Below are 24,703 nucleotides of genomic sequence, written 5' to 3'. Positions count from 1 at the left end.
TTTTCGCTTAAATTATATCTTAAAATTTTAAATGGTATAATCGCTAGAATTTAAGGATTTTTATGGGTGTTATAAGTAGTATTTTTGGAGAAAAGGTTTACCTTAAGGCATGTATCGCCTTGCTTGCATTGATGATGCTTGTTTCTTACTATGTTGGTATTGTATTTTTGGTCTATTTTTTTAGCTCTGCCGCCATTGTTATTATGCTTTTTCATATAACAAAGGCGTATTTATCGGTAAAAGAGCAAAGGGTTGAGTTTGTTTTAATCTCCGTAGCCATTATCTCTTACATCATCGCTGATCTGTCTTGGTATGTAAATAAATATGTCCTTTTTAAAACATACGCTGAGTATGAGTATTTGCAGATATCTTTCTTGCTTCCGACTATACTTGTTTTATCCGCTGCTATTGTTAGTTACACTAAAAAGCTAGAAACAGATATAGGAGCCCAAAGGTATATAGTTGGAAATGATATTGCTGGTATATATCTAATGACTATAATTTTTACTCTAACGGCTCTAAATGAGATAAATACGAAATTTATCTACTCAAGCATTACAAATTTTAGTGGATATATGAACATAGTGTTAGGATTTATGATACTATTTTTAGTATTTTGTGTGGTGTTTTCTAGCGAATTTATTGTTGTAAATAAAAGCGGCTTTTATGTGATTTTGGGCGCAGGAGTTTATGCTTGTGTCCGCATAACATACTCATATCAGGTGCTTACTGAGTTTTGGTATGATAGTATATTTTTAAATGCACTTTTTTTATTTGCATTTTTTCTATTTATGCTTGGTGCTTTTGAGCTAAATGGTGTAAATAAAAAGATAAAAGCTAGAAATTTAAATGACGCTATAAAATGGTTACCGTTGTTGTGTGCGTTTCCTTTGGCTTTTAAGGGCGGATTTGATGCTAAGTTATCTCTTTTTATGTTGCTTATTTTGGTGGCTCACACGCTTATATCCTACTATATTAGGTCAAATTTACGCACAAAAAGTATACTTGAAAAAGAGCGAGAAATACATAAAGATCTTGAACTTGAAGTAAGTAGATATGTAAATGAGCTAAAGCTTTCAAATTTTAAGCTAAAAGATATGATCGAGAAGGATTATCTAACAGGCGTTGGCTCAAGAGCGTTTTTAATGGATAGTTTATCTAAAATTTTGCCTACTCTAAAGCACGACGCTATCGTTGTTTATTATATAAATTTGCGTCGCTTTAGACTGACAAATGTTTCATATGGGCACGAAATAGGGGATAAAATTTTATGCAAGGTGGCTAAAAAGCTTGATGAGATGACTAGTGAGGACGACTTTGTTTGCAGGTTTGGTGCTGATGAGTTTATCTTTGTTAGAAGAGTTTTACAGATAGATGGTAGTGAGTGCATAAAATTTGCAAAGTCCATTATAGCTAAGCTCTCAGAGGGAATTTTAGTAAGCTCTTATCAGTTTAGTATCGAGTGTGCTATTGGCATTGAGTGTACTACTGCTGGTAAGTTTAGCGACGCTAAAGAGCTTATTAAAAATGCGGACAAAGCTATGAATTTTGCAAAGCAGGATAATAAATACAACCCTTTTATGTACAGCGCTCAGATAGATTCTCTTGAAAAGCGTAAGGCTCAGATAGAAATTTTGGCTCATCAGGCTGTTTTTGAGCGAGATTTTGAGGTCTATTATCAGCCAGTATTTGAAACAAATAGTAAAAAACTTGTATCAGCTGAGGTGCTTTTAAGGTGGAATAACATAGAGCTTGGCTTTTTAGAGGCTTCAAATTTTATGGATGTGGTTAAAAAGGGCGAGATAATAAGTAAAATTTATGAGTTTGTATTAACTTCGGTTGCAAAAGATATAAGTGAGCTTATTAAAAGTGATGTTAAAGTGCCTTGTATTAGCATAAATGTCGCCAGTAGACAGACTATTACACCTGAGTTTATAAATACTACAAAAAGGATAATGCAGCAGTATAATGTGCCTCTTAATATGATTGAGCTTGAGATGGATGAGGCTGTTTGGATGAACGATGAGAGCGTGCTTGATGATATATTTAAACGCATATCAGATACTGGTATGAGCGTGTGCATAGATGATTTTGGAACTGGATACTCATCGCTTGTTTATGTCAAAAAATACGATGTTAATCGCATAAAAATAGCAAAAGATCTTATAGCAAATATCGCAAATAGCGAACCAAATACGCAAATAGTTCGTGCGATAGTTGAGTTAGCAAAGATAATGAACATTAAAAGCGTGGCAAAGGGTATTGAAAACGAGGATATCTTAAACAAACTTGCTAAAACTGGTTGTGATGAGATGCAGGGCTTTGCGCTAAAAAGACCGATGAGCGCTAGTGATTTTAAAAAGAGCTTTATCGTTTAGAGTAAATTTTTATATATCTCAACCCCGTAAGTGTCTTTTGCGAAAAATAAAAACATAGTGTTAAAAAGCCTTGAGTCGTGCCACATCGTTGTAAATGTCGAAACTAGGTCGCTTACTAATATTATGTTTCGTTTTATATTTTGCTCGTTTGCACTACACCTTAAGTGAGAAATAGTATTAAAAATGCATATATCGGTGCAGTTTCCGATGACTATAAAGGTATCTATTTGCGGATTTTGATCTATGAAATTTTTAAAATTTTCATTATAAGCTATGCTAAATGAGTTTTTGTAAAATATCTTTTGATCTAAATTTAGCTCTTTAATCTGCTCTATCATATCTGCTTCTTGTGTGTTTTTTACCGCGTGTGGAGGGAAGCAGTCAAATTCAGTGCTATCCTCGCTATGTCTATCTTGCAAAAATAAAAAGTGCTTAAAGCCAAGCTCTTTTGCGTCTTTTAAAGTGTTTGCGACTCTGTTTGATAGCGCCTTGCACTCTGGGCTAGAGAGTGCGCCTTGAACGCAAAAGGCACCTATCATATCAACGCAAACAAACGCGACAGACTCGGCTTTATCTTTAAGCAAGGAGAGTTTTATATCTGATAGCGCGTTTTCAAACTCGCACAATTTATCGCTAAATTTTAACATCGCATCCGTCATAGCAGCTCCTAAATTTGTAAAATGTAAGTTTTGCTTAAAAACGCTTATATATCGCTTTAAAAATAATTTTTTTGATATAATTTGGCAAAAGGAGATTTTATGATAATTTTAGAAAATAAACGCGGTGCGAAGCTTACTCTACCGGCAACTGCCATACTTTTTGTTGCTGGATATATTCTTTACTCAAAGTATCATTATGGTGCATCTGCGATTTTTACAATGGCTGTCAGTGCGATATGTGCGATTTTTTGCGTTAAAAAGATTTTTCAGGAGAGTTTTTTAAGACTTGATGATGACGGATTTTTTGTAAAAAAGGGCAAAAAAGAGGGGAAATTTTACTTTAAAGATATACAAAATATCGACACAAGAACCATAGATAGCAAAAAAGGTGTGCAAATTTTAAGTGTGCAGTTTAAAAGAGACAAGCTTGATTTGTCACTTGCTGATAGCCTTATCCAGCCACTTGGCAAAGACGAAGCTGTGATAATGGACAATTACGAACGATCAATTTATGAACTACGAGCTTTATTGCGAGAAAATTTAAAAAGGTTTCAAAAATAAAGAATTTTGATATATGTAAAATCTTAAAGTGTATAAATTGGAGGTAATTTATAATGCAAAAAAGTGAAATAAACAAAATTAAAGAAAGGTTGGTTGAAATTGTTAAAAATAAAGAAGCCACTTGCGTTACCATAAATGGTAAATGGGGTACTGGAAAAACTTATTTTTGGCAAAAATTTGCAGAAGAAAATTCGGAAAAACTAAATAAAAAATTTGTATATGTTTCTTTATTCGGCAAGGAGAGTATTGGTCAGATAACACAAGAGATTATTCTCAAGGCTAAAACAAATAAAGGATTGCTTGAAATTTTTAAAAAAGCTACAAATTTAAGATTTGATGAAATTTTAAATGGATTTGTGCCAACGCTAGGATCAGCAATTATGGGATGTGTATCATTCAGAGATATTGTAATTTGTTTTGACGACTTTGAGAGACTATCGGATAAGCTAAATTTAAAAGATGCATTTGGATTAATATCAGAATTAAAAGAGCAGAAAAACTGCCATATAGTTATGATTTTTAATGCCGATGAGGTTAAATTTGATGATGAGGTCAAAAAATACAAAGATAAAATTATAGATTATGAATTTGAATATAATCCTAGCATAGAGGATAGTTACGAAATAGTAAAAGATAGATTAAAGTGCTTTAAAGAGTATCCACTTGAGTATTTTAAAGACAAAAATATAAAAAATATTAGAGTTATGAGGCGGGTAGTAAATGCCTTAAATGACTTTGGATTTTTAGAAAAGGAGCTAGACGGCTTTGATGTTACGAGAGAAATTTTAGCTAAACATATTATGGAAATCGCGACTATTAATTCGTTGTTTGCGAGGATGGATTTTAGTGAGTTGATAGGATATTACCTAGATAGTTCAAGTAAAAATGGAAATGAACAAGAAAATAAAATATTTAAAGAAGCAACGCAGTACATTGCTTGTAGTATATTTGAACATGGATATATAAGAGAAGATATCACTAATTGTATAACAAAATCTATAATTGACGAAGATAGGATTAAAGATATTGTGAAATTTATGAAATTAAAAGAGGATACATTAAATGAGTTGTCTAGCTATGACTCTATTTTACGTTATGATTTTTTGGCGAACAACGAAGCAGTTTGTGACAAGATAAAAGAAATTTTCGATATTAACATAGATATGATTAATGCTTGTGGAGTGCAGAATTTTATTTATTATATTAATTTAATAAAAGAATTTAATCCTAAAAAAGAAAAAGAATATCATACGTTTGCAGTAAGTAAGTTGCAAGAGTTTTTTAATACCAAATACATAGATTTATATTTTGATGAAATGGATGATATCTTAAATTTTGATGATAATTTAAAAATGTCTTGCGAAAGAATTTTAAATCAAAACGAGAAATCAAAAATCAGCACCAAAGAAGCCATTTTAGACATTCTAATAAAAAAAGAAAATTTAAATAACCTTAAGTTAATTGAAAAAGTAGATGATGAAACGCTAAAAAATTATATATTAACCGATATGAAATTTTGTCAAGGTGTATTTAGATTTTTGAATAATCGATTTTCACAAAGTAGTGAATTTAAGAACTTAGTAGACAAATTTATAAAAATTTTTGAAAACATAAATGATGAAAGAAAAGAGCCAAGATCGGAGAAAATTTTAAAAATATTGAAAGAATTTCATAGACCTATAGTAAATTTAGAGGCAGAGAGCCTCTAAATTTAAACCTCATATCTCTCGCCTGGTTTCATCTCTATTATCTCCCACGGCAGACCCTGTTTGTTTAGCTCGTCCATAAACGGCTTTGCGTCAAATTGCTCCATATTAAACACGCCCTTACCGCTCCAAACGCCTTTTGCGACAAGTAGTGAGCCTATCATCGCAGGCACGCCCGTGGTGTAGCTTACCGCCTGAGCACCAGTTTCGGCGTAGCACTCCTCGTGATCGCAAACGTTATAGATATAAACTTGTCTTTCTTTGCCGTCTTTAAATCCTCTAATCACACAGCCGATGTTTGTCTTACCCTTTGTTCTAGGGCCAAGCGAGGCAGGGTCAGGCAACAAAGTCTTTAAAAACTGAATCGGAACGATTTTAACACCATTATGCTCAACCTCATCAATTCTAAGCATTCCGACGTTTTCTAGGCACTTCATATGTGTTAAATAGCTTTGTCCAAATGTCATAAAAAAGCGAATTCTCTTTAACCCCTTGATATTTTTAACCAAGCTTTCAAGCTCCTCGTGATATAGAAGATAGCTATCTTTGACGCCGACTTTTGGGTAGTTCCACTTAAACATTATCTGCATTGGCTCGGTTTCTATCCACTTACCATTTTCCCAGTATCTGCCTTTTGAGCTTACTTCACGAAGGTTAATCTCAGGGTTAAAATTGGTTGCAAACGGATATCCGTGATCTCCGGCATTGCAGTCAAGTATGTCTATCTCGTTTATCTCATCAAATAAATTTTGCTGTGCGTAAGCGCAAAATACGTTTGTAACGCCCGGATCAAAGCCTGAGCCAAGAAGTGCCATTGTATTTGCGTTTTTGAAATTTGTATCTTTTGCCCATTGAAGTTTGTATTCAAATTTAGCTGTGTCTGGGTGTTCGTAATTTGCCGTATCAATGTAAGGAATTCCAGCTTTTATGCAAGCGTCCATTAGCGTTAAGTCCTGATACGGCAGAGCGACATTTAATAATAAATCAGCACCACTCTTTTTAATAAGCTCAAGGACTGCGTCCGTGTCGTCAGCGTCAATTTGTGCGGTAGAGATTGTTACGCCAAGTCTGTCTTTTATAAATTTAGCGATCGCGTCGCATTTTGATTTTGTGCGACTTGCAAGTGTGATTTTGCTAAAAACGTCCGAGTTCATCGCACATTTTACGGTCGCTACCTGGCTTACGCCACCAGCACCAATTATTAAGATATGTTTCATAATTATCCTTTTTGAAATTTCGCTAGATTTTATCAAAAATGTATTAAAACGATGTTTAGGAGGTTGCCCTCCTATGTTATTTGTTTGAAACAAGCGTTATAATCTGCTTGATGACTTCACTACTAGCACGAAGCGATTTTACCGGCAGATACTCATATATTGAGTGAAAGTTGTGGGCACCGGTAAAAAGATTAGGACAAGCAACGCCTTTTTCAGATATGATAGAGCCGTCATACCCACCACGCATAGGCAAAATCACAGGGGTTATGCCAAGATTTTTAAACGCCTCTTTAGCGACTATGATTGGTAGGCTATTCTCCCCATCTTTTAGGTAGTTAAATACGTTTTTGTAGCGATTGGTTAGAGTTATTTCTATTCGGTTATCCCAAATTTTATTTAGACCGTCCGCTAAATTTTGCAAAAATGCCATTCGCTCTTTGTATTTTTTCTCATCAAATTCCCTAATATCAAGCTTTAGTGTGGTTTTAGCACTATTTCCGCTAAGCTCTTTTACCCAAAAATACCCCTCTTTACCATCAGTGTATTCAGGGGCTTCGCCGTTTGGTAAAAGCGAGATAAATTTGTGTGCTAAGAGTAGCGAATTTACAAGCTTTCCTTTGGCGTTCATCGGATGAGCAGACTGACCTTTGAAATTTATCACGGCGTCCCCTGCGTTCCAGTTTTCATAGATAAACTCGCCTATACCGCAACAATCAAGGCAATATCCAAAATCAGCACCCAAAAGCGATACATCAAGAGCCTTTGCTCCACGAAGTCCTTGCTCTTCATCAGGCACAAAGCAGATGACGATCTCACCGTGTTTGACTTGTGGATTTTGCATAAAATACTGCGCGGCATTCATTATCGAAGCGATCGCCGCCTTATCGTCTGCTCCAAGTAAACTTGTGCCGTCAGTTACGATAATATCATCGCCGATATAGTTTTTAAGCTCACTAAATTCGCTCTGCTTTAGATAAATTTCAAGCTCTTTATTTAAGCAAATATCGCCACCTTCATATTTTACGACCTTTGCTTTTGTGTCATTTTTTTGCTCAGCACTTGTATCAAGGTGTGCAAAAAACGCAACGCTTGGCACTTTTTTATCGGTATTTGCTGGAATTTTGGCTATTAGTATCGATTTTTCGCTTAGGCTAATGTCGGTTACACCCATATTTTCAAGCTCGGATTTTATAAGTTTTGCCAACTCAAGTTCGGCAGGATTTGAGGGCATTATCCCAGCGGCACCATTTTCTCTGCTTGTTGTCGTGTTTATTTTTGTATAGTTTAAAAACCTCTCAACTATGTCCATTTTTTCTCCTTAAAGCATAAAAAATGCTATTAAAGCAACTGAGACAAACATCGCAGGAGCGGTGCGTTTAACGATTTCAACAGGGCTTACCATAGCAAGACCAGCACATATTATAGCAGCACCTGCAATAGGCGATGAGCTACGACCCAATGCACCTGCAATGGCAGCTGCCATACCAAGTTTTGACTGCTCAAAGCCAAGCTCTGCTGCGTGAGGTGTGATAGCAGTATTAAACGCCATAGTTGCAGCGTCCCCAGAGCCAGTAACTGCGCCCATTAGATATGGGGCAAACGTTCCGCCAAAGCGGACAAACTCTTGAGAATTTTTAAGCCAAACAGTTACTGCCTCTATCGCTCCACACGCCTTTAGACCAGCGACAAATACTCCGGCCGCAATGATAATGCCGATAACTTCGGCGTATGCCGAGCCCATACCGCTAAAGAATTCCTTTGTTATCTTTTGCGGGTTTGTCCAGGTTATAAAAATGGCGATAATCGCACCAAGTAACATAGCCTCCGCTACGCCCATTTTTGTCCATTTTAGCCACGCGACCTGATTTAGTGATGTTCCACCAATGACCAATATGACAAGCGGTATAAGCGGTGTTAGTGCGTAAAATATATTTGCCTTAAAATCGCTCATCTGTGCGGTGTCTGATTTTGTATTAAAATTTTGACCCTTTTGATAGTCTTTAAAGATAATAGCTGTAACGCTAAGCATAACAAGCACGACGCCACCAGCTAAGATAGCGTTTGGAAACTGAACTGCTATCATCTCTGTAACGCTCATTTTTGTCATTTCAGCCACAAAGATATTGTGTGCTGAGCCAGGACTTAAAACTCCCCCAAAAGTTCCAGCTAAAACGGCAGCACCAGCCATCGCAGGTTTTACTCCGGAGCTCATTAAAAGCGGTATAAGCGTAGCACCGACCGCCGCTGAACAACCAGCTGCCGAAGGTATGGCGATATTTATAAAATAAGTCAGCAAAAATGTGATAGGGATAAGTAAAAAGCCAATATTTTTCATAGGTTTTGTTAGTAAAATGACTAAGTGCTGGTCGCATTTTGTGTATTTCATAACGTAAGCAAAACCCATACTAGCACAAATGGCTTTTATAAGCCCAGCTTTTGTCATAGATGCTGTAAATTCCGTTAAAGCCATCATAGGATTTAACGCGACGACGCAAAGTACTAGACCGACACCAATTAGCACGGTTCTAGTTTCTCCCTTTCTAACTAGTAGATAAATAACTGCAAAAAGACCAACAATGGCACATATTATTTTATAGTCCATAACTTCCCCCTTGTTTAAAATTTAAATTTCTCATTTAGCTTTATGGTTTGGACTGCTTTGTTGTATTCAAATTTTAGCGCGTCAGCATAGCCCATAACCTCCGCCTCATTGCCATTTATAACAAGTGCCGTTCCTTCTGGCAAGGCGTAAATTTTACTTGTTTGATTGACGATTAAAAACTCCTCAAGCCTCTCCTCTCTGCTTTCGCCGTTGTGTCCCGCGATTTTACCGCTTATAAAGTGCGGATTTATCTGATGTGGGAAGATGTTTATAGCTTCAAAGCTTTTTGGCATAATAATTGGCATATCATTTGTAGTCATCATCGTGCTTCCAGCGACGTTTGCTCCAGCACTCCAGCCAAAATAAACAGCCCCATTTTCAACAGCCTCTTTTATAGCTTTTACAAGATCAAACTTGTAAAGATAGTAGAGTAAAACAAAAGTGTTTCCTCCACCTATGGCTATTGATTTTGCATTTTTTACAGCCTCTTTTGGGTCTTTAAAGTGGTGTATCGAGCGGATATTATCACGCTTTAGGCACTCTTTGACCTTGGCTTCATACTCATCATTTGTGCGTCTAACTCCAGCGTAAGGGATAAATAAAATTTCATCATTATTTACGCCATTTTTCGTTAAAAACTCATCTATCCAGCCACGACAATGGTTTAGATACCCAGTGTCTTTGTAGCTTGAAGCACTTAGTAATAATGCTCTTTTCATATTTTCTCCTTTAATCCATTTAGTTTATATGCTGATCGTAAAAATATATCGACTCCGCCAACCAAACACTCCTCGTCAAAATCAAATTTTTCATTATGATGACCTGCTGCTAAGGTCGTGCCTATCATCAGATATCCGCTTTTGCCACCGCTTTTTTGAACCTTTTGCATAAAGTGTGCAAAATCCTCACAAGCACTAAATTTAAACGTTTTTAAAATTTTATCATCATCAAAAAATGGCGACTCTTTTGCACAGTTTTCATAAAGCTCTGTTACTTCTGGGTCGCTATCTCCGCCACTTGTGCCACCAGTAGGCAATATCTCATAGCTAACGCCATAAGCTAGACTAACGCCTTTTATGATATCTTCGCATTTTTTATACATAAAATCATTTAGCTCAGTGGTTTCGCCCCTTGTTTCACACGCTAAAAAGCCGTTTGGAGCGATGACGTTTCTACCCTCTCCAGCTCTTAAAATTCCGACATTTATGCGAGTTATGCCGTCGCTATGACGAGTGATAGCGTGCATATTTAGTGCTATTTGTGCAGCGGCTAATAGGGCGTTTGCCCCGTCTTGTGGGGCACCAGCGGCGTGAGCTGAGCGACCTTTTAAAATGACGTCAAATTTGGAGGTTGCTAGTAGGTTGTTTGTACCACAAACAATTCCTCTTAATGTTTTTGACTGAAAGCCGATGTGTCCGCCAAGCAAGTAATCAACCTTATCTACGATGCCAGTAGGCTCCATACCGACAGCACCTCTCGTACCTTCTTCTGCTGTTTGAAATATAAAGCGAAATTTGCCGTTAAAATCATCCAAATTTTGAGCGATAAGTTTTGCTAGAGCAAGTCCTATCGTGATATGTCCATCGTGTCCACAAGCGTGAGTGATACCTGCTATATCAGAGCTAAAGCCCTCTTTAAAAGGGCGATGGTTGCTATCTTTGCTCTCGGTTACATCAACGCCGTCAATATCAAACCTAAAAGCTGTAAATTTACCAGCTCTGCCCGTATCGATGTCGGCAACTAGCCCAGTTAATCCGTCTTCCATAATGTCTAAAAATTTGGCCTGTTTGTCATCAAGTAGGCTTTTGGCTCGTTTAATAGCAGCCTCACACGCCTCTTTTGTGCCTAGCCCTGCACGTTTATCTGGAACTACGACTTCTCGTCCCATTTTTAGCGTGTAGCCTAATTTGCTTAAATTATGGGCTATCACAGCTGTAGTAAAAAAAGTAAACCAACCGGTTTCAGGATGAGAGTGAAAAAACCTGCGATTAGCTATTAGCTCATCTTTTAAAGCCACCACACTTTGTGCTATTTTGTCCATTTTGTCCCCCTTGCATTTTTTACTCTTTAGCTAGTTTTAAAACCAAACTGGCTAAAAGCTCTGTTGCTTTAAACGCATCGTCAAAATTTATACTCTCATTTATGTTATGACTAATACCATCAATACAAGGCACAAATATCATACCAACCTGCTTTGCAATGCCACACATATGCATAGCGTCGTGTCCTGCACCACTTGGCAGGATAGTGGTTTTTATGCCGAGTTTATTTGCCTGTGCGTCCATTAGATCAATTAGCTCTTCATCAAGTACGATTGGAGTATCTCTAGTTAGATTTTTTAGCTCAAACGCACAACCATTTGCCTTGCAAATTTGCTCTATTTGAGCACAAATTTGCTCATCTAAAAGGGTTAAATTTTTACTATCAATATCCCTTATATCAAGTCCTAAAATGCACTCTCCTGGGATAACGTTTAATACGCCAGGCAATGCCTTTGCATATCCTACGGTTGCAACTGAAGTTGGGTATTGTTTGGCTAAATTTTCAATCTCTAAGATTATCCTACTTGCACAAACTAGGGCGTCCTTTCGCATAATCATCGGAGTAGCACCGCTGTGATCTGCTTTGCCTATGATTTTAACCTCATAGCGAATTGGTGCTGCTATACCGCTTACTAAGCCAACTGGGATACCTAAACGCTCAAGCACTGGTCCTTGCTCGATATGAAGCTCGATGTATGCTTTGTATGTTTCATCTTTTAAGATGCAAGAGGCTAAGTCATCAGGGTTTAAGCCAAAATTTTTCATAGCTTCAAAAACGCTAATGCCGTTGTCATCTTTTAGCTCTTTAAGTTTGTTTGCATCAAGCTTTTTGCTTACGATTTTACTGCCTATAGTAGCCATTTTAAAGCGACTTGACTCTTCGCATACAAATACGATAAGCTCTATGGCACGGGCTAAGCTCTCGCCACTTTCTTTGATAGAACGCATAACCTCAAGTCCAGCCATAACACCAAGTGTACCGTCATAAAATCCGCCGCTTGGAACGCTATCTATGTGAGAGCCTACACTTATCGCTGGTAAATTTGCGTCTTTTACGTTTGCTTCATACCTTGCGTAAATGTTACCAACTGCGTCTATTTTAACACCAAAACCAGCTTGTTTTATGAGATTTATTAAAAATTCGCGAGCCTCAAAATCATCTTTGCTAAAAGCAAGTCTAGTAAGCCCACCGCCCTTAAGTTTACCAAATTTTGAGATAGCCTCAAAATCATCTTTAAGCCTTTGAGTATTTATCATAACCTCTCCTTAATTATAAAGAAATTATAAATTTTATAGACTACTTTAGTAATTTTATCTCACTGGGAATTTTATAAAGCTTAAAATAGGTTAGCTAAATTTGATTTTTTGAAAAATAGATGGGTTAAAAAGATGATAAAAAATAGTTGTAAAATCAGTCCAAGAAGTGGTAAAAGCGAGATGATGTAAAATAAAAATGCACAGATTAGAAATTTAAATCCGCCATTTTCTAGCCATAAAAGCTGAAATTTCTCAACACTTAATGTGTTTGAACCTACATCGATGAGCAGAAGTTTTGAGTAGATGTAAAAAAATGGTATGTTTATGGCGATGAAATTTAGGATCGGAATAAACATAAAAGGTAGGCTAATAAGTAAAAGTGCTAAAAATTTTAATATGCTTAGAGTTATTAATTTTATTGTGTGGCTGGTGCTAATAGGCGTGAAATTTGCGTTATAATGCCTTTTGTTAATCTCTTTGCATACAATTGGCGTTAAAAAACCAGCTATAAAAAGTGCGACGATAATGCTAAGCATAAGCATAAAATACGAGCCTAATGTGTAAAAAACAGCACCCAAAAGCCATTTTACAACGCCATTGCCAATTATGCTCATTACAAATGGATAATTTGATAGGTTTATAAAGCCAAAGTCGCCTGAATTTAGTGCGTCGCCTAGCATTTGACCCAGCTCATTACCTGCTAAAACTAGACCAAATCCAAGCACAAACAGGCTACAAAGTAGTGGCAAAATGCTAAGCAATATAAACTTTTTGGTTAAAAAATCACTCCAAGAGAGCTTTAAAATTTCAATCATTTAATGCTTTTATACTCTTTTTCAAGCTCGGCGTAAATTTCATCTACACTGGTGATCCCACGGGCTAAAATTTCGCTCATCACGACATTATCTTCGCGACCATTCCATACTTTTTGATATGTTCCTTCTTTATAGCCGTTGTGTTGGCGAAACCTGTTTAATACGTTTTTTGCGATATAACACTCATAAAGCGAGTATAAATTTACTCCGCATTTTAAAGACATAGTAAAATATACCTTTAAAATTTCAAATATATCGCTTTCAAAGCCACTGCATTTGTTAATTAACATCTCTATGTCGTTCATTATCTCATAAATGCTCTCGTCAGCGACATTCATAGGTTCTTTGCAAAACTCTGTAAATCCACTAGCTGCACAGATGTCATTTGATAGCTTTTGTATATCCCCGAGTGCTCTTGTGCGATATGTTTGAAGTGCTAGGCTCATTACAAAGTGCCAAATATCAACGACTTCAACACGTAAATTTTGCTCATCAGTTGGTGCGGATATACTTTTCCAGTGCTTCCACGCAAAGCTATCTATAAGCTCAGCACACTCCATATATATGCAACGCTTCCAGCTTATTAGCTTGTCTTGTTTTGTGTAGCCGTTTTCCCAGCCTATGCCATTTGTTTCGTCATTTAGGCTTTGTTGTAAATTTAGCATTGATAAAATTAACTCTTGTTCGTTCATTTTGCGTCCTTTTTATAAGATTATATCAAAAAAACAGAAATTTTAACTATTGATTTATATCATTAAGAAAAAATATATTTTAGATATAATCACGAAAATTTTTTAAGGAGAAAAAATGAGAGAAAATAACCTAGTAGTCTGCAACGTATGCGGTCAAAAAAGCACAGATAACCAAACGGCTGTTTTTATAAAAGCTCATAAAAACGGCGAAGAGGTCGATATCTGCACGAGCTGTATCCCTAGTGTAATCCACGGTTCAGGTATGGTCGTAAAATCAAACGAAGATATAAAAGCAGAAATTTAAGCGGGATAATCACCCGCTTTTACACATAAAATGAAAATTTGTTGGTGCTATCCATCAAATCATCAAATAGTTTTTTAGTCTTTTCAAGCAGTTTTTGACCAGCTTTGTGCTGTTCTAACATCTCATCAAACATCTTAAGTGCGTTGTCTGCTATCGCGTTTGCGTGGTTTAAATCTTTTGCTTGTGGTAGATTCTTTTTAAGCTCATTTGCGAAATTTGAAATTTCGTTATTTGAGAAGATATTGCCCTCATCTACACTTTTCATAAACTCATCTATTTGTGGCTTAATTTTTTTAAGTGCTTCGTTTATCTCTTTTATATCGTTTGCGTCAAGTCCGTTGCCTGAGTACTCAAATTTATAGCCATACTCGTGAGTTAGTGTCATTGCTTGTGTGCTTGAATTTTGCGTTTTTACGCTACTCATTTGAACGCTTTTGTTATCATACATTGATAGGTTTATCTTATCTCCCGAGCTTGTTTTAAACGCGAAGTCTAGGTTGTTGTAGCTTGATTGCGAGTAAAGATTTGCTTTCATTTTTGCTCCTTAGAAAGCTATATCGGTAAAATTTGATTTTTTTAAAGTAACTCAAAGTGGATACACTATCATTAAAGAGATTGGAAAAATGAAAAAATAAGAGGTATAAAATGCTAGAATATATTTTTATCGCAGTTGCTTTTATTGGATTTATGGTAATAGGATACGGAGCTTTGCAATCCACAAAGCTACACGTAAATGACAATTAATGCTTTTTTAGACCTTTTTCATCTAGATCTAATTTTATCTTTTCATTATCCATTATCCCAATACCGCTATTTAAAATTTTAGTCGCAATAGCTTGTGCTTCAGAGAGTGAGTGCATTTTGTACGTTCCGCACTGATACTCGTTTAGCTCTGGTATGTCAGCCTCACTTTTTACGTTTAGGACATCTTTCATAGATTTTTCCCAAGCACTCTTAACAGCTTCTAAACTAGGGCTTCCAATAAGGCTCATATAAAATCCAGTACGACAGCCCATAGGCGAAATATCGATGATCTCAACGCCATTTCCGTTTAGATGATCTCTCATAAAACCGGCATACAAGTGCTCTAGCGTATGAATGCCACGCTCAGGCATAATGTCCTCATTTGGTTTGCAAAATCTTAAATCAAAAACGCAAATATCATCGCCTTTTGGCGTTTTCATACTTTTTCCTAAGCGAACAGCTGGTGCTGGCATAATTGTGTGATCAACACAAAAACTATCTAATAGCGGCATAAATTCTCCTTATAAATTTAAAATTGCAAAAACAGGTCGTTTAACGCCTCGCTAACGCTAGGATGTGTAAAAATTTGCGTAGCCAAATCACTCGCAGTCGCTCTAAATTTCATCGCCAAAGCTATCTCATTTATGATCTCGCTAGAATTTACGCAGTAAAATGTGGCACCTAAAATTTCGCCACTCTTAGCGTCGCAAATAGCCTTTAAAAATCCTGTGTCATTGCCTAAAATTTTAGCATTTGGCACATTTTGCGTAGGTAGTTTTAGCACCTTTATATCTTTGCCTAACGCTTTTGCTTCACGCTCATTTAACCCAATTTTAGCAAGCGGTGTATCGGTAAAAAGAACCTTTGCGTAAGGGCTTCGGTTTTGCTTTGTTCTAGTTTTATCGCCAAAAATTTGTGAATAGACAATGCGAAAATCATCTAAGCTAATGTATGTAAAAAACTCCTCGCCTCTTACATCTCCGACTGCAAAAATATGACTTTGGCTGGTTTTTAGCGTGTCATCAGTCGCCACTCCGCCACGCTCATTTAATGAAATTTTAGCATTTTGAAGCGATAAATCAGCCACATTTGCCACCCTGCCTAACGAGAGCAAAAATGCGTCGGCGTTTATACTTGTGCCGTTAAAAAATAGCGTTTTGCCATCAATTTTTTCTATTTTTGCATTTTCTATAAAGTTTACGCCTTGAGCTTGCAGGTTCTCTAGCACCGCTTTTCTTACGTCATCATCGTCATCTTTTAAAAGCCCAGAGCGTGATAAAAGCGTCACTTTTGAGCCAAAATTTGCAAACATCGATGCCATTTCGAGTCCGATAAATCCACCGCCGATGATGACAAGCTCATTTGGTAACTCATTTAGGTTTAAAATTTCATCACTTTGATATACAAAGTTGCTATTTATGCTAAATTTTGGTGCAATACTAATAGAGCCAGTGTTTATCACGATAAAGTCGCCACTTAAACGTTCGCCACTACTCTTTAAAATCACGCTTTTTTCATCCACAAATGTAGCTGTATCTGTAAAAATTTCTACATTTTTTTCAAGCATTGCGTAATTTTTTGCTCTTAAAGTGGTAATTAATGCCTCTTTTTTGCTCATCGCTTCTTTAAAAAACTGCTTTTTATCAGAGTGAAATTTTGCCTCTTTGCTAAGCGTGATAAGGCGTTTTGTGGGGATACAACCTACATTTATGCAAGTGCCCCCATACATTTTTGATGACTTTTCGATTAGTGCCACTTTTTTGCCAATTGCAGCCGCTTTTGCAGCTAAAGTCTTTCCAGCTTTTCCAAATCCTATTATTAAAATATCAAAATGCTTCATCTTTGACCTTATGTGTTAAATACGCGGTCCCCGGCATCTCCAAGCCCTGGAACGATGTAGTTTTTCTCATTTAGCTTCTCATCAATCGCTGCTGTATAGACCTCGACATCAGGATAAATTTCGCTAAATCTTTTAAGCCCCTCAGGCGCTGCGATTATTGAGATAAACTTAATATTTTTAACGCCTTTTTCACGCAAAAATTTCACAGCATCAATGGCTGTTCCGCCTGTGGCAAACATTGGGTCGATTATTATGGCTGTTCTAGCGGACGCATCAGGCGGGAGCTTGGCGTAAAAAAACTCAGCTTGTGCGGTGGCTTCATTACGCTGAAATCCTAAAAATCCAACACTAGCGTCTGGGATAATGGTAAACACGCTATCAAGCATACCAAGAGCAGCACGTAAAATAGGGCATATCATTATTTTTGTGGCTAGTTTTTTAGCCTTTGTTTTAGCCACTGGAGTTTGCACCTCGACCTCTCTAAGTGACAAATCTCTTGTAGCCTCAAATATCATAAGGTGGCTAATCTCATCAACCACCATACGAAACTGAAATGGCTCAGTTTTTACATCCCTTAAAATCGCAAGTTTATGCTCTATGAGCGGATGAGAGATTAGCTTTATGTTTTGCATTAAAATCCCTTTGCGAGTTTTTGTGTATAAGCCTTTATGTCAAAATTTTTAACCCTTGCGACGCCGTCTTCCACTGCAGCTTGTGCCACAGCAGGTGCGACTGCTGTTAGGACGCGTTTGTCAAATGGTTTTGGTATGATATAGTCTTTGCCAAATTTTAGCTCACTCACGCCAAATGCTTTGCAAACTTCGGCAGGAACTGGCTCTTTAGCAAGGTTTGCAAGTGCTTTTGCCGCAGCCATTTTCATATTTTCAGTGATTTTTTTAGCCCTAACATCTAGTGCTCCACGGAATATAAATGGAAAGCCAAGAACGTTATTTACTTGGTTTGGATAGTCGCTTCTGCCTGTTCCCATCATCACATCACTTCTAACCTCAGCGACCTCTTCTGGGTAAATTTCAGGTACTGGATTTGCAAGTGCAAATATAATAGGCTCTGCGTTCATCGATTTTACCATATCTTTTGTCACAACGCCTGGTTTTGAAAGTCCTAAAAACATATCAGCTCCACGCATAGCGTCAGCTAACGTTCTATCACTAGTTTCTAGTGCGAACTCAACTTTTTCAGGTGTTAAATCAGTGCGACCTGCGTGTATAACACCCTTACTATCTATCATCACGATGTGTCTTGCACCAAGTGCTTTATACATCTTCGCACACGCAATACCAGCAGCTCCAGCACCGCTTACGACAATTTTTATCTTGCTAATATCTTTGCCTGAAATTTCCATAGCGTTTATCATACCAGCGGTTGTGATGATAGCTGTGCCGTGCTGATCGTCGTGCATTACAGGGATATCTACTGCTTCTTGAAGTTTGCGTTCTATCTCAAAGCATTTTGGAGCACGGATATCTTCTAAATTTATACCACCAAATGTCGGCGATAAAGCTTTGCAAATTTCTACTATCTTATCAGGATCGTGCTCGTCAAGCTCTATATCAAAGGCATCTACATTTGCAAATTTCTTAAATAAAACCGCCTTGCCCTCCATAACTGGCTTACCAGCAACTGCGCCGATATCGCCAAGCCCAAGTACCGCTGTGCCATCTGTGATGACCGCAACTAGGTTAGCCTTATTTGTGTAGGTGTATGCTAGTTCATTGTCCGCCTCTATCGCTTTGCAAGGCTCAGCAACGCCAGGCGTATAAGCCATAGAAAGGTCACGTGCAGTTTCGCACGGAGTTTTTACGTTTATGCCTATTTTACCACCTATGTGATATTCTAGTGCCTCTTCTTTTGTTACTTTACTCATTTTCTCTCCTTTAGTATTTTTTCTATTCTGTTTTTAATCTCATCACTACCAAGTACTTCAAGCACTTCAAAAATTGACGGACTTACGCTTGAGCCTGTTAGACTTACACGAAGTGCTTGTGCTAAATCTTTTAGCTTTAAGTCGTTTTGTGCTAAGAATTCATTTGTCAGCGTTTCGTAGCCGTTTGCGTCTAAATTTAGCGTTAAAATCTCTTTAAATTTGGCTAAAATTTCAAGGCTATTTGGCGTTATAAATTTCTCATACGCCTTCTCATCATAGCTTTGTGGTGCGTTTATTATCGCAAGTGCTGCGTTTTTCATATCAATTAGCGTTTTTGAGCGCTCTCTTAAAATGTTTAAAAGCAGTTCGCCCTTTTTATGTGCTTTAAAATCTACATCAAATTCAAGCATATCGCGAGCCAAACGCTCATACGGCAAGGTTTTAATGTAGTGTGCGTTTAGCCAGTCAAGCTTTTGGGCATTGTATGTGCTTGCACTTTTGTTTATATCGTGCGGGTCAAAGTATTTAAGCATATCGGCCATACCAAAAATTTCATCATCGCCGTGGCTCCAGCCAAGACGCACCAAGAAATTTAGCAAGGCTTCTGGCAGATAACCCATACGCTTATACTCCATTACATCGGTTGCACCGTGTCTTTTGCTAAGCTTCTTGCCGTCTTCGCCGTTTATCATAGCAACGTGAAAAAACTCTGGAATTTTAAATCCCAAAGCCTCATATAAAACTATCTGTTTTGGCGTGTTTGAAAGGTGATCATCGCCTCTAATAACGTGCGTAATGCCCATTAAAGCGTCATCAACGACAACAACAAAATTATAAGTCGGAGTGCCGTCAGACCTTGCGATAATAAAGTCGTCTAAAATGTCAGCTACGTTAAATTTTACATCGCCTTTTATGCCGTCTTTAAAGGCTATCTCGCCAGCACGTGGTGCTTTTATGCGAATAACTGGCTCAATGTCAGCTGGTGGGGTGCCTTTAAAATCCCTATATCTGCCGTCATATTTTGGGCGTTCTTTCCTAGCTTCTTGCTCGGCCCTAAGTGCGTCAAGCTCCTCTTTGCTCATATAGCACTTATATGCCTTGCCCTCATCAAGTAGCTTTTGGACGAATTTTGCGTAAATATCAAAGCGTTTTGACTGATACTCAACCTCGCCGTCATAATCAAGCCCGCACCACTTAAACGCCTCTCTTATCGCTATTGTCGCCTCTTCTGAGTTGCGTTTTAAATCCGTATCTTCGATACGAAGCAGGAATTTACCGCCATTTGCCCTAGCATAAAGATAGCTATAAAGTGCCGTCCTAAGTCCGCCGATATGTAAGTATCCCGTTGGTGAAGGTGCAAATCTAGTAACTATCATATTTTAACCTTAAATTTTTATGTTATAATTTGGCAAATTATATTTACAAATTACTTAAACAAAGGTTTTATGATGGTTAAAAAAGCTATTTTTGCGTCGTTAGTGTGTGGAATTTGCCTGAATGCACAAATGGTAAATGGTATAGCCGCTATCGTTGAAAATGAGCCTATAACGCTATTTGAGGTCTCAAAGGTAAAAGAGCAACTTAAAATTAGTGAGCAAAAAGCACTTGATTTGCTTGTGCGTGATAGGCTAGAACAAGCCCAAATAAAGGCACTTGGAATTAGCGTAACTCCATTTGAGGTCAATGAAAGAGTTGAGAGTTTGGCTAAAAATAATGGACTTACTAACTCAGAATTTAGATCGCAAATCGAGCAGAAAGGTGTGAAATTTAGCGATTTTAAAAGCGATATTGAAAAAAATTTATTGCAAGAAAAGCTTTATAAAAATATCTTTGCAAATGTAGGCAAAAATATAAATGAAGATACAGCAAGGCGGTATTTTTTAAACAATCGTGCGGAATTTAGCACGTTTAAAAGCATATCTGTTGTGCTCTTTAGCGCTGATGATCCAAACCTTTTAGTTGCCCAAAAAAATGCTGGGATTAAGCCCATTGCTGGTGTTAAGACAAAGGTTTTAAACTTAAGCTATGAAAACATAAGTCCACGTTTGGCAGTGTTGCTTTCAGCTACGCCAGAACAGAGCTTTACCCAACCACTTCAAGGGCAAAATAGCTTTGATATGTTTTATGTAAATTCTAAAAATGGCTCATATACTCCAGAATTTGAAGATATAAAAGATGAGGTTTTAAACGCACTTTATACGTCCGAGCAAGAGAGGGTGGCTCAGGATTATTTTGATAAACTTCGTGCAAAAGCAAAAATAAATATGATAAGGCAACCACAATGATAACAGTAAAATTTCTTGGACCAATTGAATTTGATGATATGAAGCTTGATGTTAAGACACTTGATGAATTAAAGCAAAAACTTAGCGAATATAACGAACTAGAATTAAAAGAGTGGCTTAAAATTTGTGCTGTTTCGGTAAATGATGAGATAGTTACTGAATTAAATACGCCTTTGCGTGACGGCGATGTGGTGTGTATATTACCGCCTGTTTGTGGAGGATGAGAGTGGAAATTTATGACGGAAGCCTTGATGTTTGCCAGATACAAAATCGCTGGTATAACGATGTAAAAGATAAAAATTGTGGTGCGTTAATAACATTTGTAGGCATTGTACGTGAAGAAAATGGCATAAGTGCCCTAAGCTTTGACATATATGAGCCTTTGCTTAAAAAATGGCTTGACGAGTGGCAAAAACGAGCAAATGAGCAAAATGCTAGGGTGCTTTTTGCTCATTCAAAAGGCGACGTGGCGGTGCATACTAGCTCGTATATAGCGGGGGTTTTAAGCCCTCAGCGTAAAGTTGCACTACGTCTTATAAACGAATTTGTCGAGGACTTTAAAGCAAATGCTCCGATTTGGAAATATGACGTGATAAATGGTAAGCGAATTTATGCCAAAGAGAGAAGCCAAGCCATAAATGGAGCTGGATTACTAGCATAATTAAATTTGGACGCAGTTTTGCGTCCTTTACTACTAAGCTACTTTTTTATTAAAAATTCCAACATAAATAGCAAACACAAATCCAATCGCTAAAGCATATGGGGCGATATCCGTTATGCCTTTTGGAGAGCTTGCTAAGATAAAATTATGCGAGAATGCTGCTCCTGTCATCATACCTATGACAAATATAACCGAGCTTAAATTTCCGGTGCCCATTTGAACAAGATGTTTACCAGGGCAACCCTCACTTAGACTAAAGCAAAGCCCAGCTAAAGCCATACCTAAAAAGTTCCACAACCACTCATTGTGTGCGATCGGTTGTGCTTCAAAGCCGAATTTATACTGCCCAAATAGAGCGTTTGTGATACTTGCAAAAACTACGATACTAGCCACCCCACTAAGCATAGAAAAGTCGCCTCTAAATGCACTACCAAAAGCACCGGTGCTACAAAATTTGCTTTTTTGCATAAAAATGCCAACTACTACCGCACAAATGAGTGAAACTGCGATACTAGCGTGCATTGAGCCTGGACCTTTTATGGAGCTAAAAATCGCACCATTTTCACTCACTTTTAGGTCAAAAATGACTGCTAAGAGTAACAAAATGGAGATTATTGTCGGCAAAATTCCAACTGCTTTTGAAATTTTAACGCCCTCGGTTAGTGCGTAGCCTTGTTTTTTAAACATAAAACCACCAAAAACACCAGTTATGAGTCCCAAAATTCCAGCTATCGCACTAAGATCGCCACCTCCGAGTCGCAAAAATGCTCTCCAAGGACAACCTAAAAATACAAGACAACCTATCATCGCAAAAACGCCAAGAAAAAATCTAACAAATGGCGATGAGCCAGTGGTTGGGCTAAATTCTTTCGTCCAAAACATACTAGCACAAAATCCACCCAAAATAAGCCCTATAATCTCAGGACGAACGTATTGTAAAGTTGCCACATTATGAAAGCCAAGAGCCCCAGTCGTATCGCGTAAGAAACAAGCGGCACAAATCCCCATATTGCCAGGATTGCCAAGCTTTACCAGAACCGCACCAAGTATCCCAAGTGTTGCACCTGCGATGATGTACCATTTTAAATTATTCATAAAAATCCTAGATGAAAATTTAAGCTAACTAGCTTCTAGGGCGAAATTCTACACATAATAAAATAAAAAATTAATAAAATTTAATCGGCTATTTAATACAAAATGATAGAATATGCTAAAATTTAATAAAGGACGCAGTATGAAAGAGTGGATGCCCTATAAACAGAGTTTAGAAATTTTAAAATCAACGATAACACCTTGGGATAGAGTTCAAAAAGTAGCGATAACACAGGCGTTAGACAGGCATATTGCAACAGATATCATAGCAGAGCAAAACTATCCGTCTCGCGAGTTAAGTGCTATGGATGGATATGCGTTTAAGTGGGAGCAGGGCTTAAGTGAGTTAGAGCTTATCACTGATCTTCCTGCTGGAAGCGATAAAGGCATAGCAGTAAGTGGCGTAAAATGTGTAAAAACATTTACAGGATCGCTTATGAGCGAGGGTACTGATACGCTTATACCGGTTGAAAATGTTGAGGTTGTGGGTGGTAAAATTTTAATTAAAAAGCCGGTGCCAAAGGGTTTTGCCGTGCGTGAGATAGGCGAGAGCTATAAAAAAGGCGAACTGCTTATAAAAAAAGGAACGAAAATAGGCTACGCAGAGGTTGCGTTGCTTGCTGAGCTTGGGGTGTTTCACGTAAGCGTATTTATCCGTCCTAGAGTGGCTATACTGGCTACTGGAAGCGAGATAAAAGATCTTGGCGAACCGATAGAAAATAAGGCTCAAATTCACAGCTCAAATCACATCGCAATCGCTCAAATGGTGCACAAAATGGGAGGTGAGCCGATAATTTGCCAAATAGTAAAAGATAGGGCTGATCTTGTAAAAGAGGCTATTGTTAGTGCATTAAAGAGTGCTGACGTGCTAATAACCACCGGTGGCGTTAGTATGGGGGATTATGACTTTGTAAAGGGTGCGTTAAATGAAAATTTTAGCATTATCATAGACGGAGCTTGTATAAAACCGGGTAGGCACATAAAGGTCGCAAAATCTGGCGATAAATATATCTTTGCTTTGCCGGGTTTTCCGTATTCGGCGATGGTTATGTGTGTACTTTATGTCAGGGTGCTTTTAAACTCGTGGTTTGGGGCAAATGAGCCTTATATAAAGGCGGTTATTAGCGAAGATTATGCGAAGCGTTCGCCATTTTTGGAATTTACGGCTGTAAATTTGGAGTTTAAAGACGGCTTTGTTTATGCAAATCTAAGTGGCAAGAAGCTTGGTAGCTCGGCTATCGTAAATAACCTTACAAACAACGCTGCACTGCTTGTTGTGCCAAAAGAGACTGAGTTTATAGCTCGTGGCGAAGTGGTTGATATTTTGCTTATGGTTTGATTTTGTATCCTTTTAGCAAGGATACAAAATTTAGCTTACTACTCAGTTGGTGCTTTGCTTTGTAAAAACCTCACAAGCGTTGCAAACTCCGTATCATCAAGTGCCGAGTTTGCTCTCATAGACTCAACCACACTAGGCCATACGTTTGCATTGTACTCATCATAGTGGTGCAGTGCATGACAGCCTCCACAGCGTGTTTTAAACAGCTCTTCCCCCTCTGTTTGAAGAGTAGCAAGAGACTTTAGGCTATCTTTTTTAACAAAGCCTTTTATGCTTACTTTAAGCCAATCGTTATCGTAGTCGTCTTTTACTTTTTCTACCTGTTTTAGTGCTTTTAAATTTGTGGTTTTCAGATCGGCTTCAAGCACCCCAAGCCTTGCGTAGCTGACATCACTTCCTTCTGGCAAGTAGCCTTGATACTGGGCTAAAACATACTCTTTGTCGTCTTTTAAAATTTCCACCTTTGCTCCGACAAGTAACGTAGCTAGTGGTTTTCCGCCGACTTTATCTAAAATTTCAGTGTTGCTTCCTATGAAATTTTCAGCTCCTAAAAGTAGTGAAGCTAACGCTAAACAAATTACAATTTTTCTCATACTTTTCCTTTAATAAGCCCCCTAAAAAGGG

25 protein-coding genes are annotated in these 24,703 nt (G+C 37.6%); 8 read left to right on the top strand and 17 right to left on the bottom strand.

All coding sequences use genetic code 11. The annotated features are described in order from the left end of the window. Nucleotides 1-62: 62 nt before the first annotated feature. Entirely contained in the window at nucleotides 63-2,378 is a 2,316-nt protein-coding gene (locus CMCT_RS07550; RefSeq protein ID WP_034968458.1) for a putative bifunctional diguanylate cyclase/phosphodiesterase, read from the top strand. On the opposite strand, the gene CMCT_RS07545 is transcribed toward CMCT_RS07550, so the two are convergent. After that, nucleotides 2,375-3,037, bottom strand: coding sequence for a cysteine hydrolase family protein (locus CMCT_RS07545; RefSeq protein WP_051654868.1), 663 nt, complete (start codon nucleotides 3,035-3,037; stop codon nucleotides 2,375-2,377). The two genes, CMCT_RS07550 and CMCT_RS07545, sit on opposite strands and share 4 nt — an antisense overlap. Before the next feature lie 99 nt (nucleotides 3,038-3,136). Between CMCT_RS07545 and CMCT_RS07540 the strand changes: the two genes are divergently transcribed. Together CMCT_RS07540 and CMCT_RS07535 are read left to right on the top strand one after the other, a co-directional pair. After that, nucleotides 3,137-3,598: a hypothetical protein gene (locus CMCT_RS07540; protein WP_034968460.1), complete on the top strand. Its 462-nt coding sequence runs from the start codon at nucleotides 3,137-3,139 to the stop codon at nucleotides 3,596-3,598. A gap of 53 nt (nucleotides 3,599-3,651) precedes the next feature. Next, a complete protein-coding gene (locus CMCT_RS07535; protein WP_051654869.1) occupies nucleotides 3,652-5,307 on the top strand; it encodes a P-loop NTPase fold protein in 1,656 nt (551 codons plus the stop codon). Nucleotides 5,308-5,309: 2 nt separating this feature from the next. Here CMCT_RS07535 and CMCT_RS07530 read toward each other — a convergent pair whose 3' ends face one another. The 8 genes from CMCT_RS07530 to dut form a co-directional block, all read right to left on the bottom strand. Beyond that, entirely contained in the window at nucleotides 5,310-6,521 is a 1,212-nt protein-coding gene (locus CMCT_RS07530) for a saccharopine dehydrogenase family protein (protein ID WP_034968463.1), read from the bottom strand. Between the two features lie 76 nt (nucleotides 6,522-6,597). Beyond that, complete coding sequence (gene pepT, locus CMCT_RS07525; RefSeq protein ID WP_034968466.1) at nucleotides 6,598-7,830, bottom strand: peptidase T; 1,233 nt, start codon at nucleotides 7,828-7,830, stop codon at nucleotides 6,598-6,600. A 9-nt stretch (nucleotides 7,831-7,839) separates the two neighbouring features. After that, a complete protein-coding gene (gene dcuC, locus CMCT_RS07520; RefSeq protein WP_034968468.1) occupies nucleotides 7,840-9,123 on the bottom strand; it encodes a C4-dicarboxylate transporter DcuC in 1,284 nt (427 codons plus the stop codon). A 14-nt stretch (nucleotides 9,124-9,137) separates the two neighbouring features. Continuing rightward, a complete protein-coding gene (gene pepE, locus CMCT_RS07515) occupies nucleotides 9,138-9,842 on the bottom strand; it encodes a dipeptidase PepE (RefSeq protein ID WP_034968471.1) in 705 nt (234 codons plus the stop codon). Next, entirely contained in the window at nucleotides 9,839-11,164 is a 1,326-nt protein-coding gene (locus CMCT_RS07510; protein WP_034968473.1) for an amidohydrolase, read from the bottom strand. The genes pepE and CMCT_RS07510 overlap by 4 nt, the downstream gene beginning before the upstream one ends. Nucleotides 11,165-11,183: 19 nt before the next feature. Next, nucleotides 11,184-12,422 carry a M20 family metallo-hydrolase gene (locus tag CMCT_RS07505; protein ID WP_034968476.1) on the bottom strand — a complete coding sequence of 413 codons (1,239 nt, stop codon included), beginning with the start codon at nucleotides 12,420-12,422 and terminating at the stop codon, nucleotides 11,184-11,186. 80 nt (nucleotides 12,423-12,502) lie between these two features. After that, nucleotides 12,503-13,237, bottom strand: coding sequence for an EI24 domain-containing protein (locus CMCT_RS07500; protein ID WP_034968478.1), 735 nt, complete (start codon nucleotides 13,235-13,237; stop codon nucleotides 12,503-12,505). Further along, nucleotides 13,234-13,929 carry a dUTPase gene (dut, locus tag CMCT_RS07495; RefSeq protein WP_034968481.1) on the bottom strand — a complete coding sequence of 232 codons (696 nt, stop codon included), beginning with the start codon at nucleotides 13,927-13,929 and terminating at the stop codon, nucleotides 13,234-13,236. Before dut ends, CMCT_RS07500 begins: the two co-directional genes overlap by 4 nt. 115 nt (nucleotides 13,930-14,044) lie before the next feature. Between dut and CMCT_RS07490 the strand changes: the two genes are divergently transcribed. Next, a complete protein-coding gene (locus CMCT_RS07490) occupies nucleotides 14,045-14,233 on the top strand; it encodes a hypothetical protein (protein ID WP_034968483.1) in 189 nt (62 codons plus the stop codon). Between the two features lie 19 nt (nucleotides 14,234-14,252). Here CMCT_RS07490 and CMCT_RS07485 read toward each other — a convergent pair whose 3' ends face one another. From CMCT_RS07485 to gltX, 6 genes are all read right to left on the bottom strand, one after another. Then, on the bottom strand, nucleotides 14,253-14,768 hold the full coding sequence (locus CMCT_RS07485) for a hypothetical protein (RefSeq protein WP_034968485.1): 516 nt from the start codon (nucleotides 14,766-14,768) through the stop codon (nucleotides 14,253-14,255). 205 nt (nucleotides 14,769-14,973) lie between these two features. Beyond that, nucleotides 14,974-15,489, bottom strand: a complete 516-nt coding sequence (luxS, locus tag CMCT_RS07480) for an S-ribosylhomocysteine lyase (protein ID WP_034968488.1) — start codon at nucleotides 15,487-15,489, stop codon at nucleotides 14,974-14,976. Nucleotides 15,490-15,506: 17 nt separating this feature from the next. Beyond that, nucleotides 15,507-16,817, bottom strand: coding sequence for a dihydrolipoyl dehydrogenase family protein (locus tag CMCT_RS07475; protein ID WP_034968490.1), 1,311 nt, complete (start codon nucleotides 16,815-16,817; stop codon nucleotides 15,507-15,509). Nucleotides 16,818-16,825: 8 nt separating this feature from the next. After that, nucleotides 16,826-17,449, bottom strand: coding sequence for a uracil phosphoribosyltransferase (gene upp, locus CMCT_RS07470; RefSeq protein WP_034968493.1), 624 nt, complete (start codon nucleotides 17,447-17,449; stop codon nucleotides 16,826-16,828). Beyond that, nucleotides 17,449-18,702, bottom strand: a complete 1,254-nt coding sequence (locus CMCT_RS07465) for a malic enzyme-like NAD(P)-binding protein (RefSeq protein ID WP_034968495.1) — start codon at nucleotides 18,700-18,702, stop codon at nucleotides 17,449-17,451. The genes upp and CMCT_RS07465 overlap by 1 nt, the downstream gene beginning before the upstream one ends. Beyond that, entirely contained in the window at nucleotides 18,699-20,078 is a 1,380-nt protein-coding gene (gltX, locus tag CMCT_RS07460) for a glutamate--tRNA ligase (protein WP_034968498.1), read from the bottom strand. The genes CMCT_RS07465 and gltX overlap by 4 nt, the downstream gene beginning before the upstream one ends. A gap of 72 nt (nucleotides 20,079-20,150) precedes the next feature. Here gltX and CMCT_RS07455 point away from each other — a divergent pair, with 72 nt between their 5' ends. From CMCT_RS07455 to CMCT_RS07445, 3 genes are read left to right on the top strand one after another with little or no spacing between them, the layout of a single operon-like run. Then, entirely contained in the window at nucleotides 20,151-20,987 is an 837-nt protein-coding gene (locus CMCT_RS07455) for a peptidylprolyl isomerase (protein ID WP_034968501.1), read from the top strand. Beyond that, on the top strand, nucleotides 20,984-21,211 hold the full coding sequence (locus CMCT_RS07450) for a MoaD/ThiS family protein (RefSeq protein ID WP_034968503.1): 228 nt from the start codon (nucleotides 20,984-20,986) through the stop codon (nucleotides 21,209-21,211). The genes CMCT_RS07455 and CMCT_RS07450 overlap by 4 nt, the downstream gene beginning before the upstream one ends. A 2-nt stretch (nucleotides 21,212-21,213) precedes the next feature. Beyond that, entirely contained in the window at nucleotides 21,214-21,648 is a 435-nt protein-coding gene (locus tag CMCT_RS07445) for a molybdopterin synthase catalytic subunit (protein ID WP_034968506.1), read from the top strand. Between the two features lie 33 nt (nucleotides 21,649-21,681). Here CMCT_RS07445 and yedE read toward each other — a convergent pair whose 3' ends face one another. Beyond that, on the bottom strand, nucleotides 21,682-22,743 hold the full coding sequence (gene yedE, locus CMCT_RS07440; protein ID WP_034968509.1) for a YedE family putative selenium transporter: 1,062 nt from the start codon (nucleotides 22,741-22,743) through the stop codon (nucleotides 21,682-21,684). A 139-nt stretch (nucleotides 22,744-22,882) separates the two neighbouring features. Here yedE and CMCT_RS07435 point away from each other — a divergent pair, with 139 nt between their 5' ends. Continuing rightward, the gene (locus tag CMCT_RS07435; RefSeq protein ID WP_034968511.1) at nucleotides 22,883-24,079 is read left to right on the top strand and encodes a molybdopterin molybdotransferase MoeA; all 1,197 of its coding nucleotides are present in this window, start codon (nucleotides 22,883-22,885) and stop codon (nucleotides 24,077-24,079) included. Nucleotides 24,080-24,117: 38 nt separating this feature from the next. Here CMCT_RS07435 and CMCT_RS07430 read toward each other — a convergent pair whose 3' ends face one another. Beyond that, entirely contained in the window at nucleotides 24,118-24,672 is a 555-nt protein-coding gene (locus CMCT_RS07430) for a hypothetical protein (RefSeq protein ID WP_176325091.1), read from the bottom strand. Between the last annotated feature and the right edge of the window lie 31 nt (nucleotides 24,673-24,703).

It is taken from the genome of Campylobacter mucosalis (assembly GCF_013372205.1).
In the GTDB taxonomy this organism is placed as follows: Bacteria; Campylobacterota; Campylobacteria; order Campylobacterales; family Campylobacteraceae; genus Campylobacter_A; species Campylobacter_A mucosalis.
The sequence above is the reverse complement of the archived record's forward strand: the minus strand, read 5'-3'. Positions and strand labels throughout refer to the sequence as shown.

Coding starts and splice junctions, on each gene's coding strand:
- CMCT_RS07550 (WP_034968458.1), top strand. CDS start 63: ATGGGTGTTATAAGTAGTATTTTTGGAGAAAAGGTTTACCTTAAGGCA.
- CMCT_RS07545 (WP_051654868.1), bottom strand. CDS start 3,037: ATGACGGATGCGATGTTAAAATTTAGCGATAAATTGTGCGAGTTTGAA.
- CMCT_RS07540 (WP_034968460.1), top strand. CDS start 3,137: ATGATAATTTTAGAAAATAAACGCGGTGCGAAGCTTACTCTACCGGCA.
- CMCT_RS07535 (WP_051654869.1), top strand. CDS start 3,652: ATGCAAAAAAGTGAAATAAACAAAATTAAAGAAAGGTTGGTTGAAATT.
- CMCT_RS07530 (WP_034968463.1), bottom strand. CDS start 6,521: ATGAAACATATCTTAATAATTGGTGCTGGTGGCGTAAGCCAGGTAGCG.
- pepT (WP_034968466.1), bottom strand. CDS start 7,830: ATGGACATAGTTGAGAGGTTTTTAAACTATACAAAAATAAACACGACA.
- dcuC (WP_034968468.1), bottom strand. CDS start 9,123: ATGGACTATAAAATAATATGTGCCATTGTTGGTCTTTTTGCAGTTATT.
- pepE (WP_034968471.1), bottom strand. CDS start 9,842: ATGAAAAGAGCATTATTACTAAGTGCTTCAAGCTACAAAGACACTGGG.
- CMCT_RS07510 (WP_034968473.1), bottom strand. CDS start 11,164: ATGGACAAAATAGCACAAAGTGTGGTGGCTTTAAAAGATGAGCTAATA.
- CMCT_RS07505 (WP_034968476.1), bottom strand. CDS start 12,422: ATGATAAATACTCAAAGGCTTAAAGATGATTTTGAGGCTATCTCAAAA.
- CMCT_RS07500 (WP_034968478.1), bottom strand. CDS start 13,237: ATGATTGAAATTTTAAAGCTCTCTTGGAGTGATTTTTTAACCAAAAAG.
- dut (WP_034968481.1), bottom strand. CDS start 13,929: ATGAACGAACAAGAGTTAATTTTATCAATGCTAAATTTACAACAAAGC.
- CMCT_RS07490 (WP_034968483.1), top strand. CDS start 14,045: ATGAGAGAAAATAACCTAGTAGTCTGCAACGTATGCGGTCAAAAAAGC.
- CMCT_RS07485 (WP_034968485.1), bottom strand. CDS start 14,768: ATGAAAGCAAATCTTTACTCGCAATCAAGCTACAACAACCTAGACTTC.
- luxS (WP_034968488.1), bottom strand. CDS start 15,489: ATGCCGCTATTAGATAGTTTTTGTGTTGATCACACAATTATGCCAGCA.
- CMCT_RS07475 (WP_034968490.1), bottom strand. CDS start 16,817: ATGAAGCATTTTGATATTTTAATAATAGGATTTGGAAAAGCTGGAAAG.
- upp (WP_034968493.1), bottom strand. CDS start 17,449: ATGCAAAACATAAAGCTAATCTCTCATCCGCTCATAGAGCATAAACTT.
- CMCT_RS07465 (WP_034968495.1), bottom strand. CDS start 18,702: ATGAGTAAAGTAACAAAAGAAGAGGCACTAGAATATCACATAGGTGGT.
- gltX (WP_034968498.1), bottom strand. CDS start 20,078: ATGATAGTTACTAGATTTGCACCTTCACCAACGGGATACTTACATATC.
- CMCT_RS07455 (WP_034968501.1), top strand. CDS start 20,151: ATGGTTAAAAAAGCTATTTTTGCGTCGTTAGTGTGTGGAATTTGCCTG.
- CMCT_RS07450 (WP_034968503.1), top strand. CDS start 20,984: ATGATAACAGTAAAATTTCTTGGACCAATTGAATTTGATGATATGAAG.
- yedE (WP_034968509.1), bottom strand. CDS start 22,743: ATGAATAATTTAAAATGGTACATCATCGCAGGTGCAACACTTGGGATA.
- CMCT_RS07435 (WP_034968511.1), top strand. CDS start 22,883: ATGAAAGAGTGGATGCCCTATAAACAGAGTTTAGAAATTTTAAAATCA.
- CMCT_RS07430 (WP_176325091.1), bottom strand. CDS start 24,672: ATGAGAAAAATTGTAATTTGTTTAGCGTTAGCTTCACTACTTTTAGGA.